Origin of the sequence: Mitsuaria sp. 7, assembly GCF_001653795.1 — a bacterium.
GTDB lineage: Bacteria > Pseudomonadota > Gammaproteobacteria > Burkholderiales > Burkholderiaceae_C > Roseateles.
Genome location: NZ_CP011514.1, coordinates 2,993,737 through 3,007,062 on the forward strand (window position 1 = coordinate 2,993,737; position 13,326 = coordinate 3,007,062).

General features: G+C 69.2%; 16 protein-coding genes. 8 read left to right on the forward strand and 8 right to left on the reverse strand.

Features of this window, described 5'->3' with window-relative positions:
- The first annotated feature begins 81 nt into the window (after positions 1–81).
- Complete coding sequence (locus ABE85_RS13210; RefSeq protein ID WP_067275095.1) at positions 82–1,044, forward strand: LysR substrate-binding domain-containing protein; 963 nt, start codon at positions 82–84, stop codon at positions 1,042–1,044.
- 29 nt (positions 1,045–1,073) lie between these two features.
- Here ABE85_RS13210 and hemW read toward each other — a convergent pair whose 3' ends face one another.
- The 5 genes from hemW to ABE85_RS13235 all read right to left on the reverse strand — a co-directional run bounded on the left by hemW (position 1,074) and on the right by ABE85_RS13235 (position 5,559).
- On the reverse strand, positions 1,074–2,258 hold the full coding sequence (gene hemW / locus ABE85_RS13215) for a radical SAM family heme chaperone HemW (protein ID WP_082939030.1): 1,185 nt from the start codon (positions 2,256–2,258) through the stop codon (positions 1,074–1,076).
- A 10-nt stretch (positions 2,259–2,268) separates the two neighbouring features.
- Positions 2,269–2,874 carry an RdgB/HAM1 family non-canonical purine NTP pyrophosphatase gene (gene rdgB / locus ABE85_RS13220; protein WP_067275101.1) on the reverse strand — a complete coding sequence of 202 codons (606 nt, stop codon included), beginning with the start codon at positions 2,872–2,874 and terminating at the stop codon, positions 2,269–2,271.
- Positions 2,875–2,939: 65 nt separating this feature from the next.
- On the reverse strand, positions 2,940–3,674 hold the full coding sequence (rph, locus tag ABE85_RS13225; RefSeq protein ID WP_067275104.1) for a ribonuclease PH: 735 nt from the start codon (positions 3,672–3,674) through the stop codon (positions 2,940–2,942).
- A gap of 20 nt (positions 3,675–3,694) precedes the next feature.
- Positions 3,695–4,594 (reverse strand): PP2C family serine/threonine-protein phosphatase, encoded by a 900-nt coding sequence (locus ABE85_RS13230; RefSeq protein ID WP_067275106.1) that lies wholly within the window; start codon positions 4,592–4,594, stop codon positions 3,695–3,697.
- Positions 4,591–5,559 carry a serine/threonine-protein kinase gene (locus tag ABE85_RS13235; RefSeq protein ID WP_058936168.1) on the reverse strand — a complete coding sequence of 323 codons (969 nt, stop codon included), beginning with the start codon at positions 5,557–5,559 and terminating at the stop codon, positions 4,591–4,593. Before ABE85_RS13235 ends, ABE85_RS13230 begins: the two co-directional genes overlap by 4 nt.
- Before the next feature lie 31 nt (positions 5,560–5,590).
- On the opposite strand from ABE85_RS13235, the gene ABE85_RS13240 reads away from it, so the two are divergent.
- Positions 5,591–6,508, forward strand: a complete 918-nt coding sequence (locus tag ABE85_RS13240; RefSeq protein WP_067275108.1) for a YicC/YloC family endoribonuclease — start codon at positions 5,591–5,593, stop codon at positions 6,506–6,508.
- 12 nt (positions 6,509–6,520) lie between these two features.
- Here ABE85_RS13240 and ABE85_RS27570 read toward each other — a convergent pair whose 3' ends face one another.
- The 3 genes from ABE85_RS27570 to ABE85_RS27575 are packed head-to-tail and all read right to left on the reverse strand — an operon-like array spanning position 6,521 to position 7,440.
- Positions 6,521–6,670, reverse strand: coding sequence for a hypothetical protein (locus ABE85_RS27570; RefSeq protein WP_197507005.1), 150 nt, complete (start codon positions 6,668–6,670; stop codon positions 6,521–6,523).
- A 51-nt stretch (positions 6,671–6,721) separates the two neighbouring features.
- Complete coding sequence (locus ABE85_RS13245; RefSeq protein ID WP_067275110.1) at positions 6,722–7,291, reverse strand: 3'-5' exoribonuclease domain-containing protein; 570 nt, start codon at positions 7,289–7,291, stop codon at positions 6,722–6,724.
- Positions 7,288–7,440, reverse strand: coding sequence for a hypothetical protein (locus ABE85_RS27575; protein ID WP_157522350.1), 153 nt, complete (start codon positions 7,438–7,440; stop codon positions 7,288–7,290). Before ABE85_RS27575 ends, ABE85_RS13245 begins: the two co-directional genes overlap by 4 nt.
- 274 nt (positions 7,441–7,714) lie before the next feature.
- Between ABE85_RS27575 and ABE85_RS13250 the strand changes: the two genes are divergently transcribed.
- From ABE85_RS13250 to ABE85_RS13275, 6 genes are all read left to right on the forward strand, one after another.
- Positions 7,715–8,719, forward strand: coding sequence for a sigma 54-interacting transcriptional regulator (locus ABE85_RS13250; RefSeq protein ID WP_067275111.1), 1,005 nt, complete (start codon positions 7,715–7,717; stop codon positions 8,717–8,719).
- Positions 8,720–8,959: 240 nt separating this feature from the next.
- Positions 8,960–9,211 carry a hypothetical protein gene (locus ABE85_RS13255; RefSeq protein WP_067275113.1) on the forward strand — a complete coding sequence of 84 codons (252 nt, stop codon included), beginning with the start codon at positions 8,960–8,962 and terminating at the stop codon, positions 9,209–9,211.
- 109 nt (positions 9,212–9,320) lie between these two features.
- A complete protein-coding gene (locus ABE85_RS13260) occupies positions 9,321–9,944 on the forward strand; it encodes a DUF4255 domain-containing protein (RefSeq protein ID WP_067275115.1) in 624 nt (207 codons plus the stop codon).
- Positions 9,941–10,783: a hypothetical protein gene (locus ABE85_RS13265; protein ID WP_067275121.1), complete on the forward strand. Its 843-nt coding sequence runs from the start codon at positions 9,941–9,943 to the stop codon at positions 10,781–10,783. Before ABE85_RS13260 ends, ABE85_RS13265 begins: the two co-directional genes overlap by 4 nt.
- A 92-nt stretch (positions 10,784–10,875) precedes the next feature.
- Positions 10,876–12,672: a phage tail sheath subtilisin-like domain-containing protein gene (locus tag ABE85_RS13270; protein WP_067275123.1), complete on the forward strand. Its 1,797-nt coding sequence runs from the start codon at positions 10,876–10,878 to the stop codon at positions 12,670–12,672.
- A gap of 82 nt (positions 12,673–12,754) precedes the next feature.
- Positions 12,755–13,198, forward strand: a complete 444-nt coding sequence (locus tag ABE85_RS13275) for a phage tail protein (protein ID WP_067275125.1) — start codon at positions 12,755–12,757, stop codon at positions 13,196–13,198.
- Positions 13,199–13,326: the final 128 nt, after the last annotated feature.

Here is a 13,326-nt window from a genome sequence, read left to right on the forward strand (position 1 = left end):
AAACGCTATATCCTTGCCTCCTTGTGCAGTCTGGCTACTCGATCGCAGCCATTCCTGATCCAGAACGAGGACGAACGACCGATGCGCATCCCCCGCCTCCCGCTCCAGTACCTGGCCGCTTTCCGGGCCGCCGCGCTGCACCAGAACCTGCGCGCCGCGTCCGAGGAGCTCAATCTCACGCACAGCGCCGTGAGCCAGCAGATCCGCGCTCTGGAGCTGCAACTCGGCTTTCCCGTCTTCGACCGCCAGGGACGGCGGGTCGTGCTCAACGCGGCGGGCGGCGCGTTGCTGCGCGGCGTGGAGCGCGCCTATCAGGAGCTCGACCAGGGCCTGCGCGCCGCGACGGCCGCGCACGGCGTGGAGCAGCGCAGCCTGCGCGTGACGGTACTGCCCTCCTTCGCGCAGCGCTGGCTGCTCCCGCGGCTGGGCCGGTGGCACGCGCGGCATCCGGAGGTGACCATCGAGATCGAGGCCTCTCCGCGCCTCGTCGACCTGGAGCGCGAGAACTTCGACATCGCCTTGCGCCAGGGACTGGGCCCGTGGCCGGGCCTCGACAGCGAGCCGCTCTTCGACCTGTCGATGCTGCCCGTGGCCTCGCCCGCGCTCGCGCATCAGCTGATCGGGGAACCGCTGGAAGCCCTCGCGCAAGCGCCGCTACTCGGCGACGCCGCGCAATGGGAGGACTGGTTCTCGCAGGCCGGGCTGCGGCGTCAGGTCGTGCCGGTGGCGATCTTCAACGACTTCGGCATCCTGCTGCAGGCGGCGGAGCAAGGCATGGGCGTCGGACTGACGCGCGAGCTGCTGGCGGCGGATGCCCTGCTCGACGGCCGCCTCGTGCGCGTCGCGCCGCGGCAGGCGATGCTCAAGGAGCCGCAGCGGTATCACATCGTCTATCGGCCGAAGTCGCGCGAGGAGCCCGCCGTCTGCGCGTTCGTCGAGTGGCTGCATGAGGAGACCGCGCAGTCGCGTGCGGCGCTGGACGGCGCGAAGACCTGCCTGGCGACCGGCAAGGTCACGCCGGGATCGACGCCGGTCACGACCTGAGCATCACGCGCTCAGGTCACCTGCTCAGATCACGCGCTCAGGAAGAGTTCCTGCAGATCGCTGAGGAAGTCGAAGCCACGCGGCGTCGCGCGGATCACGGCAGGATCGAGGTCGAGCAAGCCCTTCGCGCGCCCTTGCTCCATCGCCTTCGCGATCGCCGACGGCGGCAGGCCGGTGCGTTCGAGGAAGCTCTGCATCGTCACGCCCTCGCGCAGGCGAAGCGCGTTCAGCATGAACTCGAACGGGAGCTCGTTGCGGGCGACCTCGTTCTCGTTGGACACGGCCTGACCCTCGGCGGCCTTCTGCATGTAGGTCGCGGGATCGCGCCAGCGCACCTGACGCAACAGCCGGTGCGCGAAGCTGAGCTTCGTGTGCGCGCCCGCGCCGATGCCGAGGTAGTCGCCGAACTGCCAGTAGTTGGTGTTGTGCGTGCAGCGATGGCCGTCGCGCGCATAGGCCGAGACCTCGTAGCGCGACATGCCCTTCGCGCCGGTGCGCGCAGTGATCAGGTCCAGCATCTCGCTGGCGAGATCCGGATCGGGCAGGTGTTCCGGCGGCGAGTTCGCGAAGCGCGTGTTGGGCTCGATCGTCAGGTGATAGACGGACAGATGCGGCGGCTCGAACGCCAGCGCGATGTCCAGGTCCTGGTCGAGCTGCTCCAGCGTCTGTTCCGGCAGCGCGTACATCAGGTCGATGTTGAAGGTCCCGAACGAACGGGCCGCCTCCTCGATCGCCGCGCGCGCCTGCGTGCCGCTGTGGATGCGGCCGAGCGCCTGCAGCTTGGCGTCGTCGAAGGTCTGCACGCCGATCGACAGCCGCGTCACGCCCGCCTGCGCGAAGCCCGCGAAGCGGTCCTTCTCGAAGGTGCCGGGATTGGCTTCCATCGTGATCTCGCAGCCCGGCTCCAGCGGCAGCCGTGCGCGCAGATCCGAGATCAGCTCGGCGATCTGCTCCGGCGCGAACAGGCTGGGCGTGCCGCCGCCGATGAAGATCGACACGACGGAACGTCCCCAGATCAACGGCAGCGCCGCTTCCAGATCCGATCGCAGCGCGGCGAGATAGGCCCGCGCCGTCTCCACGTCGAGCTCGCGCCCGTCGCGGTATTCATGCGAGTTGAAATCGCAGTACGGGCACTTGCGGATGCACCACGGCAGGTGCACGTACAGCGACAGCGGCGGCAGCGCCGACAGCGTCAGCGTGCCGGGCCGCATCATGCGGATGATGTCAGCCAAGGTGCCAGCTCTCGCGCATCTGGCGCAGCAGGTCTTGCGACGCGAGCGCGCGATGGCTCAAGCGGTTCTTCACCTCGGCGCCGAGCGCCGCCACGCTCTTCCCGAGCTCGGGAATGAACAGCAGCGGGTCGTAGCCGAAGCCGCCCTCGCCTTCCTCGGCGAGCATGATCTTCCCCTGCCAGCGGCCCATCGCGATGAGCGGTTCCGGGTCGTCGGCCGAGCGCACCGCGACCAGCGCGCAGACGAAGCGTGCGCGTCGATCCTCGATGCCTTCGAGCTTCTCGAGCAGCACGCGGTTGTTCTCGGCGTCGCTCTTCTCGCGGCCGAACAACGTCGCGTAGCGCGCCGACAGCACGCCCGGCATGCCGCCTAGCGCTTCGACCGCCAGGCCCGAGTCATCCGCGAGCGCCGGCAGACCGCTGGCCTTCGCCGCATGGCGCGCCTTGGTCAAGCCGTTCTCGACGAAGGTGTGGAAAGGCTCTTCCGCCTCCGGGATGCCGAGGCTGCCCTGCGTCACGAGTTCGATGCCGAGCGGCTCGAACAGCGCCTGCAGTTCCTTCAGCTTCTTCGCATTGTTGGAGGCCAGGACCAACTTCATCGCTTGCTCCAATCGACGGGGAGAACGGGGGGACATTCGAACGGGGGCGACCGCCCCCGGAAAAATCACTTCAGGCCGAGCGCCTCGCGCTGCGCGACGAGCAGCTCGCGGATGCCCTTCTCGGCGAGGTTCAGCAGCACGTCGACCTCGGCGCGCGTGAACGCGACGCCTTCGGCCGTGCCCTGCAGCTCGACGAAGTGTCCCGCACCGGTCATGACCACGTTCATGTCGGTGTCGCAGGCGGAGTCCTCGACGTACTCGAGGTCCAGCAGCGCCTGCCCGTCCAGGATGCCGACGGAGATCGCTGCGACCGCGTCCTTCAGCGGCGACACGGCGATCTTGCCTTCCGCGATCAGCCAGCTCACCGCGTCATGCGCCGCCACATAGGCGCCGGTGATCGCCGCGGTGCGCGTGCCGCCGTCGGCCTGCAGCACGTCGCAGTCGATCTGGATGGTGCGCTCGCCGAGCTTGGACAGGTCGAACACGGCGCGTAGCGCGCGGCCGATCAGGCGCTGGATCTCCTGCGTGCGGCCGGTCTGCTTGCCGCGCGCGGCTTCGCGGTCGCTGCGGGTGTGCGTGGCGCGGGGCAGCATGCCGTATTCGGCGGTGACCCAGCCTTCGCCGCTGCCGCGCTTGTGCGGCGGCACCTTCTCTTCGACGGACGCGGTGCACAGCACCTTGGTGTCGCCGAACTCGATCAGCACCGCGCCTTCGGCGTGGCGCGTGTAGTGGCGGGTGATGCGGACCGGACGCAAGGCGTCCGCCGCGCGCCCTTGCGGGCGGCTGGCGTTGCTACTCATGAGGAAATCCTTTGGTGCCTTCAGTGGGGCTTCTTGCCGGCCTTGCGGATCGCGTCCTGGATCTCGCGCACGGCGGAATCGATCTCGGCCTCGTCGAGCTGCACGTCCTGGGTCGCCCCGTGGATCGTGGAGGCGAAGCCTTCCTGGTCGAGGTCCTGCGTGGAGATGGAGTCCGGGGCATCGCCCTCGCCTTCCCACTCCACGGCCAGGGCCGTCACATTGTCGCTGCGCGCGCCGGCCTGGCGCAGCGCCTGCTCGACGAGCTCCGGCACCGCGTCGCCGACCGAGCGGCTGTCGGACATGTGGCGCAGGATGTCCACGTCGCTGACCGAGCTCCACAGCCCGTCCGAGCACAGCAGCATCCGGTCGCCGTTCTGCAGCAGCACCGGGCCGTTGACGTCGATCATCGGCTTGCCGGGGCTGCCGAGACACGTGAACAGCACATGGCGGTTGAAGCGTTCGGCGCCGGTCGCATGGCGGCCCAGCGCTTCCTGCAGCTCGCTGTAGGAATGGTCGCGCGTGCGGGCGATCAGCTCGGTCTCGCGCAGCAGGTACATGCGGGAGTCACCGCAGTGCGCCCACCAGATCTGGCCCTGTTGCATCAGCCCGACGACGATGGTCGTGCGCGGCGTGTCGTTCATGCCGCGCTGCTGCGCGTAGGTCAGCAGCTGCTGGTGCGCGAGCAGCACCGCCGTCTCCAGGAACTGCGAGGGCTCCTTGATCACCGGCTGCGCATCGCGCTGGAACAGCGCCGCGACGTTCTGGAGCGCCAGATGGGCGGCGACTTCGCCGTCCGGATGGCCGCCCATGCCGTCGGCGAGGGCGAAGAGACCGGCCTCGCGGGTATAGCAATACCCCATGCGGTCCTCGTTCTTCTCGCGCCCGCCCCGGCGACTCACCTGGTAGACGGAGAACTTCACGCCTTGGCCCCGGTCTTCAGGTTCTCCAGCTGCAGCTTGAGGCGCTCGCTGAAGCTGAGCTTGGTGTAGCGGCGCTCGGTCTCGCGCGACAGTTCCTTCTGCAGCGCGAAGACGCTCTGCGGACGGGTCAGCGGATCGAGCGACATGCACCACTCGGTCACTTCGAGCAGGTTGTCGGAATACACGTTGCGCAGGCGCGAGAGCGACAGGCCCAGCCGGTCCTTCTCCAGGCGCTGCGGCGCGTCGTTGGGCGGATAGCCCTGCATGCAGGCGTAGATGCAGGCGCCGATCGCGTAGATGTCGGTCCACGGGCCCAGCGAGCCGTCGCGTCGGTACATCTCGGGTGCGGCGAAGCCGGGCGTGTACATCGGCCGGATGAAGTTGCCTTCCTTGGACAGCACTTCCCGGGCCGCGCCGAAATCGAGCAGCACCGCCTTGTTGTCGTTGGTGATGAAGATATTGGCCGGCTTGATGTCCAGATGCAGCATCTTGTGCTGGTGCACGATGCGCAAGCCCTTGAGGATTTCGTCGAAGAGCGACCGGATGGTCGATTCGCGGAACACCTTGTCACGCTTCAAATCGCGGGCGGTCACGATGAAATCCTGCAAGGTATCGCCTTGCAGGTAATTCATGACCATATAGACGGTCTCGTTCTCCCGCAGGAAATTCAGCACCGAGACGACGCTCGGATGCGAAATTTGCGCGAGTGAACGGCCTTCTTCAAAAAAGCTGCGCAACCCCAGGCGGTATAGGGGCTGCTTTTCCGGTTTCACGCGAGGCGTGAGTTCTCCGGGAGATCGTTCTGCAAGGGACGAGGGGAGGTATTCCTTCAGAGCGACCAAGTGATGGTCGGGGTCTTCGGCGAGATAAACCACGCCGAATCCACCCGCAGCCAATTTCTTGATGATCTGATAGCCCCCCACCACCGTGCCTGCGGGCAAGGGCGCCGGTTTCGGCTTTGACATAATCGCGGTTCGATTGTTCTACCGATAGCTGATGCCAGTTTACAGCATGACCGGTTATGCCAGCGCCACGGCACAACCCGCGAACTCCGGCGAAACCCCTAGCCCGGCCACCCAACCCGCGGTCACGGTGGAGGCGCGCTCGGTGAACGGACGCTTCCTCGACCTGAGTTTCCGCATGCCCGACGAGCTCCGCTCGCTCGAGGCAGCGCTGCGCGAGCTCGTCTCGGGCAGCGTCAAGCGAGGCAAGATCGAACTGAGGATCAACACCCACAAAGACACCGACACGTCCTGGCCGAACCCGCAGCCAGAGCAGCTCAGCCGGCTTTCGCGGCTGGAATCGCAGGTGCAATCCTGGCTGCCGAAGGCGCAGGGATTGAGCGTCCAGGAGGCCTTGAACTGGTGCAAGACCGGCGCGACGGGCGCGTCGGCGAACGACGAGACGGTGCTCGACGCCGCGCGTCAATGCATCAAGGGATTCCTGGAAGCGCGGGAGCGCGAAGGCGCCAAATTGGTAACGATGCTCAAGCAGCGCGTCGCCACTTTGCGGGACCTCGCCACACAGGCCGAGCCGCTGGTCCCGGCGGCGGTCCAACGTCAGCGCGAGCGCTTCCTCGAGCGCTGGCAGGAGGCGTTGAGCGCGACCGGCGCGACGCAGACGATCTCCGAGCAGTCGCTGCAGGAGCGCGCCATCAACGAGGCGGCGGCCTACGCGCTGCGCATCGACGTGGCCGAGGAGCTCACGCGGCTGCGCGCCCACCTGGACGAGATCGACCGCCTGCTCAAGAAGGGCGGCGAGGTCGGCAAGCGGCTGGACTTCCTGATGCAGGAGCTGCACCGCGAAGCCAACACGCTGGGCTCGAAAGCCGCGGCGATCGAACTGACCAACATCTCGGTCGAGATGAAGGTCGCCATCGAGCAGATGAAGGAACAGGTGCAGAACATCGAGTGAGCGGCGTGGCCGTCAGGCGACGGCCACTCGCTTCCTCAGCACCACGGGCCCGGGGATCACGGCGATCACCGTGTCCAGCGCCTCGCTCGCCCGCTCCAGCACCACGCGGCCGTCGGCCTCGACGACCGGGAGCGGCTGCGACGCGAAGTCGAGCCATCTCACATCGAGACGCCCCAGCAAGACCTGACGCTTGCGCCTTCGCGCCGGCGCGTCTCAGCGCTGGCGACTCTCCGCGAGCATGTTGCAGAAGAGTGCGCCCTGCTCGATCGCGTCGTCAAGCGCGACGTGGGAATGCGGCAGGTCGTCGAACCAGCGCTTGGGCATGGCGCTCTTGGTGCTGCGGCGGTAGTCGCGGCGCAGCATCACCATGGCCATCGTCTTGACGTCGAGGGCGGAGAAGCTGAACGGGCTGCGACCGGCGAAGCGGATCAGGTACCAGTAGACGAACATGAAATCGAAGGACGCCGGATAGCCGACGAACACGGGCTGTCCGGGCAAGCCGTCGAGCCAGGCGACGTAGTCGGCCATCGCGGCCTGCGGCGATCGCAGGTCGGTGCGCGAGGCCGCCAAGGCCTCGGGCTGCTGCGCCCACCACGCCATCGTGTCGGGATGACCGGCGGCGTCGGGCAGCGTCTCCAGGTTCGCGGAGAAGGTCGCCACCAGCGTCTTGTCCGCGAGGTACGCGGCCGAGCCGAAGCTCAGCATCGAATGCGGACCGGGGATCGGGCCGTCGACCTCGACATCGGTGCTGACGTAGATCTCGGTGCGGGTTTTCTCGTTCATGAGGATGCAGTATCTGCCAGCGGAATGCCGCGACCTTCGACGTAGTCCTGCCCTGGTGTTCCGGCCAGCGGCAGCGCCCGCGCGATGCGCTCGGCCGGCGACTCGCCGGACCGGGGCATGCAGACGGGGTCGCGGGTGAAGGGGACCATCCCTCGATCTTCCTCCTCGCGGCGCCGTCTTTCACGAAGCGATCCCCCCAGTTCCGCAATTGACCTGCCCGGGGTGGTGGCCTAGCTTGGCGACTAGAACTGCGGCAACAACGCCCAGCACCATGACCATGGGAGGAGTGATGGCCGAGCGACGAACGCGGGCTGGACGAATGCATCTCGAACCATCCGTTCGAACCGCCAACCAAGGCGCCTTTCCACGTTCGAAAGGCGCTCCGATGCAAGTCTTCCTGCGACAGACCCTGGGAGCGCGCTCATGCTGAGCGAACGCTCGCCCCAGCTCGTCGGTCGCGCGCCGGCCTTCCTGCAGGCGCTCACGCTGATCGAGCGCATGGCGCGCTACGACGCGCCCGTGCTGATCGTCGGCGAGACGGGCACCGGCAAGGAGCTGGCCGCGCGCGCGATCCATTACGAGTCGGAGCGGCGCGACGCGCCCTTCGTGCCGCTGAACTGCGGCGCCGTGCCGGAGACGCTGATCGAGAGCGAGCTCTTCGGCTGCGAGCGCGGCGCGTTCACCGACGCCCGCCAGGCCCGCAGCGGCCTCATCGCGGCGGCCGAGGGCGGCACGCTCTTCCTCGACGAACTGGACTCGCTGCCGCTTCGCGCGCAGGTGTCGCTGCTGCGCTTCCTGCAGGACTTCCGCTACCGGCCGGTCGGCGGCACGCGCGAATGCTGCGGCGACGTGCGCGTCGTGGCCGCGGCCAGCCCACGCCTGCATGAACTGCTAGAGACCGGCGCCTTCCGCGACGACCTCGCCTTCCGGCTCAACGTGCTGCTGCTGGAGATGCCGCCGCTGCGCGACCGGCCCGGCGATGCGCGCGTGCTCGCCGAGTACTTCATCGCGAGACACGCACGGCAGCACGCGCTGCCGCCGCGCGCGCTCGCGCCGGGCTGCGTCGACTGGATCGCGCGCTACGCGTGGCCGGGCAACGTGCGCGAGCTCGACAACCGCGTGCAGCGCGCGCTGATGCTGTCGGACGGCGATGAGCTTGACCTGCGCCCGTGTGCGACGAATTCGATCAGCGCGACCGGCGCACCACGCAGCGACGGAGCGGTTTCTGCCGGCGACCTGCGCGCCTTCAACGACGCGCGCGACGAGGCCATGCTGCACTTCGAGCGCAGCTACCTCGAACAGCTGATGCACTCCGCGCACGGCAACGTGACGCACGCCGCGCGCCTCGCCGGCAAGGAGCGCCGCGCCCTCGGCAAGCTGCTGAAGAAGCACGGCCTCGAGCGCGACGCGTTCGACTCGCCCAACTGACTCCCTTCCTCTGCGACGTCCATGCCGCCGCGCACCTCGCGGCGGCTTCGTCGCGTCCGCCGGGCGATGCTCCATCCACTGGGTCGCCACAGACCCGGCGGGTCGCGACAGACGGGTCCACGGTCACCCGCCTGACGACGTCTGCCGCCCTCCTCTCCTCTGACGACCGCCGTCGACACCGTGGCGCAACACCTGGCACGTTCCTCGCATTGATCGAGGACAACGTTGCTGGAGACGCCGTTGTGCGAAGACGCAGGCACGAGAAGACGGCGAGCGGAGTCGGCCATCCTGGCCCACCTCGCCCGCCATCCGCTCGCCGCCGATACCGAACAGGGGATCGCGCAATGGTGGTTGGGCTCGAAGGGCGTGGACGTTCCGCTGGACGACGTGCGGCAGGCGCTGGAGGCGCTGCTGCACGACGGCCGCATCGAGCGCGCCACGCTGCCGGACGGGCGCGCGATCTACCGCGCGCCGCGGTCCGGCGGCCCGTGATCTGGCGACGTCCGCCGGCAGCAACGAAGACGACGCCGGCGACGGCGACGGCGACGGCGACGGCAAGCAATTCGAATCCATCCCGAGGTTTTCAGAGGACTTCAGCCGCATGGCCAACATCCAGGCGATCCACTCGGTGGGCCACTCGATCGTGACCTACCTGCGCAACACCTACCCGGCGACGTCCGGCGGGTCGGCGATGCCGGAGTGCGACGTCGTGCTGGTGTCGTCGGGGGAACTCGCGGGCCCGCAGGAGGACACGACGCGCCTCTCGCTGTACCTGTACCGCGTGACGGTCAACGAGCACCTGCGCCAGCACCGCCCCGACCGCATGTCCGGCGAGCAGCAGGCGCCGCTGGGGCTGGACCTGCACTTCCTGCTCAGCGCCTGGGCGAACAACCCGCAGGACGAGCTGGTGCCCTTCGCGTGGGCGATGCGGCAGCTCTACGAGCACCCGATCCTCGACGCCTCCGCGCTGTCGCCCGAGGCCGGCTGGGGCCCCGACGAGGTGATCCAGATCATCCCGTCCGAGCTGCCCACCGAAGACATGATGCGCATCTGGGACGCGCTGGAACCGGCGTACCGGCTCTCGGTCTCCTACATCGCGCGCCGCGTGCGCATCGACCCGGACACCCTCCTCGACGCCGGTCCGGTCGTGGCCACGCGCTTCGGCTACGGCACCGCCGTGCCTGCAGGGAACGCATCGCCGGGCGTGCCTGGAGGTGCGCCATGACGCTGCTGATCCGTGAACTGGAGCGCATCGACACCCGCGTGCTGGGCGCGCTGCGCTGCATCGACGCGACCACCCGTGTGCAGGTCGGCACGCCGCTGGAGGTGCGCGTCGAAGGCGCGACCGTGCGGCGCAATCGCAGCGGGCTGTATGTGATCGTCCGAGCGGAAGCACCGCTCGCGCTCGCGGCCCACGAGGCTGCCTTCGACAACGCGCCCGCCACGCCGACCGTCGGCGACGTGACGCTCTTCGTCACTGTCTCCGATCCCGCCGGCCGCTACCTGCCGCGCCGTGCGTCGCTGGCCTTGCCGCGCGATCCGCAACCCGGCAATGCGGCGTCGCCTGAATCACTGTTCCGCCCCGTCGAGCTGCCGCTCTATCCCTCCGCCATCGCGCCGACCGGGATGAACTGGTCGGTGCTGCGCCTGAGCGTGCATGAGACCGGCACCCTCGACGCGCTCGGCGGCGCGCTGCTGCTCGTGCGCGCGGGCGGCAACGTGCTGGCGCGCGCGCTCACCGACTGGCGCGGCGAAGCCCTGCTGCCGGTGCCCGGCGTGCCGGTGACGACCTGGTCCGACGATCCCGACGAGGTCGTGGTGACCGAGCTCGCCGCCCGCATCGAATGGTGTTTCGACCCCGCGCCCGCCGCGGCCGGCACCCGCACTTCGGCGGCCCAGGTGCGCGCCGGCCGCGCGCCGGCGGTGCTGCCGCTGGTCGATCCCGACGAGCTCGAATCCCGCGCCGCCGCGCTGCCTGTTCCCGCGGTGCCCTTGGCCACGCTGGACGTGGCGCTGGCGGCGGGGCGCACGCAGTCGTTTTCCCTTCCCCTCGCACTGCCATGAAGGACATCCTGAAGGCCCCGCGAGTTGTTCGTCACGGCGATTCCCACCGCGGCCCGGTCCGCGGATGCGCCTTCAGGCAAAGGAGATAGGCCATGCCCGAATACCTGGCACCCGGCGTCTACGTCGAAGAGACCAGCTTCCGCGCCAAGTCCATCGAGGGCGTGGGCACCAGCACCACCGCCTTCGTCGGCCCGACGCGACGCGGCCCCGTCGACGGCGTGCCGGAGATGGTGACCAGCCTCACCGATTTCGAGCACGTCTACGGCAGCCTCGAGAACCTCGGGCTGAGCGACGTCACCGACGCGCGACGGCGCCTGAACTTCGTGGCGCACGCGGTGCGGGCCTACTTCGACAACGGCGGATCACGGCTCTATGTCGTGCGCACCTTCAACACGGCCGGCACGGCGGCGGGACGGCTGCGCGATCCGGGCGGCACGCCGGCCGAAGGCGCCTTCATCCGCGCGCGTTTCCCCGGCGCGGCGTACAACGGCCGCGTGCTGTTCCGCGAATCGCGCCGCCCCGCGACGCTGCGCACGATGGGCACGGCGCCGGCGGGCAGCGTGCTGGCGGTCACGCCGAACGGCGGTGCCGAGACGCTCTACACCGGCAGCGGCGCGACCTGGACCGACTCGGCCGCGGGGGCGCTGTCGCTGGCGGGCCTCGGTCCGGACGACATCCCCGGCGGCGTGGGTGCGACAGCCAACCTGGTGACGCTGGCGCTGGACGTCATCGACGCCGACGGCGGCGCGCAGACCTGGGAAGACATCGGCGTGGCGCGCGGGCATCCGCGCTGGCTGGGCGCGGTGCTGGCGAGGGCGCCGGCCAGCCGCGCCGACGCGCTCATCAACACGGTGTGGGCCGACATCGGCGATGCGGTCGACGGCTTCGAGCTCATGGCCGCGATCCGCGCGTTGCCGCTCGTGCCCGGCGACGCCGACGGCCGACGCGTGCTCGCGCTGGGCAGCGGCGTCGGCAGCGAAGCCGGCAGCGACGGCGTCGCGCCGGTCCTCGGCGCGGAGACCACGCCGGGCAGCTATGCCGCGGCGCTCGCGACCCTGTCGGGCATCGAGGACGTCTCCATCGTCGCCGCGCCCGGCAGCAGCGCGTACGCCGAAGCGCAGGCCGTGCAGAACGCGCTGATCGCGCATGCCGAACGCCGGCGCGCCTACCGCATCGCGGTGCTGGACAGCGCCCCGGCGCAGACGCCCGGCGACATGCGCGTCGCGCGCGGCCGCGTCGACTCGAAGTACGCGGCGCTCTACTACCCGTGGGTCGTCGTCGCCAACCCGCTCTCGCGTCCGGGGCGCGACGACATCCCGAAGGAGATCGCGCTGCCGCCGTCGGGCTTCGTGACCGGCATCTACGCGCGCAACGACATCCAGCGCGGGGTCTACAAGGCGCCGGCCAACGAGGTCGTCACCGGCGCCTTGCGCTTCGAGTCCGACGTCAACTTCGCGCAGCAGGAGCTGCTCAATCCGCTGGGCGTGAACTGCCTGCGCTACCTGAGCGGGCGCGGCTACCGCGTTTGGGGCGCGCGGCTGGTCTCCAGCGATCCGGAGTGGAAGTACGTCTCCGACCGGCGCTACTTCAACTACCTCGAGGCCAGCATCGACCGCGGCACGCAGTGGGCCGTGTTCGAGCCCAACGGCGAGCGGCTCTGGGCCAACGTGCGCCAGACCATTTCGGACTTCCTCTACAACGAGTGGCGCAACGGCGCGCTGCTGGGCAGCACGGTGGAGCAGGCCTTCTTCGTGCGCTGCGACCGCAGCACGATGACCCAGAACGACCTCGACAACGGCCGCCTGGTCTGCCTGATCGGCGTGGCCCTCATCAAGCCGGCCGAGTTCGTCATCTTCCGCATCGGCCAGAAGACGGCCGACGCGGCATGACGCCGACCGTCGCCGCACCCGCGCAGTCCGCACGACCTGCACGACCTGCATCAAAGGCCCTGACGCTTAGGAGCACCCCACCATGGCCAACCGCACCACGCCCTACGGCGCCTTCAACTTCCTCGTCAACTTCGACGGCGGCGAGGTCTTCGGCGGCTTCTCGGACGTCTCCGGGCTGGGCACCGAGCTCACCGTGGCCGAGTACCGCTTCGGCAACGACAAGGAGAACCACGTCCGCAAGGTCGCCGGCGTGCACAAGGTCTCGGACGTCACGCTCAAGCGCGGCATCCTGAACTCGAAGACGCTGTTCGACTGGATCGGCGAGGCGCGGGTCAACGGACCCGCGGCGCAGAAGAGCGTGACGGTCACGCTGCTCGACGAGGCGCAGAAGCCCGTGCAGTCCTGGGTGCTGCGCGGCGTGATCCCGATGAAGTACACGGGGCCGACGCTGGCCGGCAAGGGCGGCGGGGACGTGGCGATCGAGGAAGTCGTGCTGTCGGCGGAAGCGCTGGAGCTGACGGTGTGATCTGCCGTACTGCCACCGCCGCTGGCCCTCACCCCTGCCCTCTCCCGCAAGCGGGAGAGGGGGTAAGAGGAGCAGTGCCGGACTCCCTCTCCCGCTTGCGGGAGAGGGCTGGGGGTGAGGGCCAGCGG

Coding starts and splice junctions, on each gene's coding strand:
- ABE85_RS13210 (WP_067275095.1), top strand. CDS start 82: ATGCGCATCCCCCGCCTCCCGCTCCAGTACCTGGCCGCTTTCCGGGCC.
- hemW (WP_082939030.1), bottom strand. CDS start 2,258: ATGATGCGGCCCGGCACGCTGACGCTGTCGGCGCTGCCGCCGCTGTCG.
- rdgB (WP_067275101.1), bottom strand. CDS start 2,874: ATGAAGTTGGTCCTGGCCTCCAACAATGCGAAGAAGCTGAAGGAACTG.
- rph (WP_067275104.1), bottom strand. CDS start 3,674: ATGAGTAGCAACGCCAGCCGCCCGCAAGGGCGCGCGGCGGACGCCTTG.
- ABE85_RS13235 (WP_058936168.1), bottom strand. CDS start 5,559: ATGTCAAAGCCGAAACCGGCGCCCTTGCCCGCAGGCACGGTGGTGGGG.
- ABE85_RS13240 (WP_067275108.1), top strand. CDS start 5,591: ATGCCAGTTTACAGCATGACCGGTTATGCCAGCGCCACGGCACAACCC.
- ABE85_RS13245 (WP_067275110.1), bottom strand. CDS start 7,291: ATGAACGAGAAAACCCGCACCGAGATCTACGTCAGCACCGATGTCGAG.
- ABE85_RS27575 (WP_157522350.1), bottom strand. CDS start 7,440: ATGGTCCCCTTCACCCGCGACCCCGTCTGCATGCCCCGGTCCGGCGAG.
- ABE85_RS13250 (WP_067275111.1), top strand. CDS start 7,715: ATGCTGAGCGAACGCTCGCCCCAGCTCGTCGGTCGCGCGCCGGCCTTC.
- ABE85_RS13260 (WP_067275115.1), top strand. CDS start 9,321: ATGGCCAACATCCAGGCGATCCACTCGGTGGGCCACTCGATCGTGACC.
- ABE85_RS13265 (WP_067275121.1), top strand. CDS start 9,941: ATGACGCTGCTGATCCGTGAACTGGAGCGCATCGACACCCGCGTGCTG.
- ABE85_RS13270 (WP_067275123.1), top strand. CDS start 10,876: ATGCCCGAATACCTGGCACCCGGCGTCTACGTCGAAGAGACCAGCTTC.
- ABE85_RS13275 (WP_067275125.1), top strand. CDS start 12,755: ATGGCCAACCGCACCACGCCCTACGGCGCCTTCAACTTCCTCGTCAAC.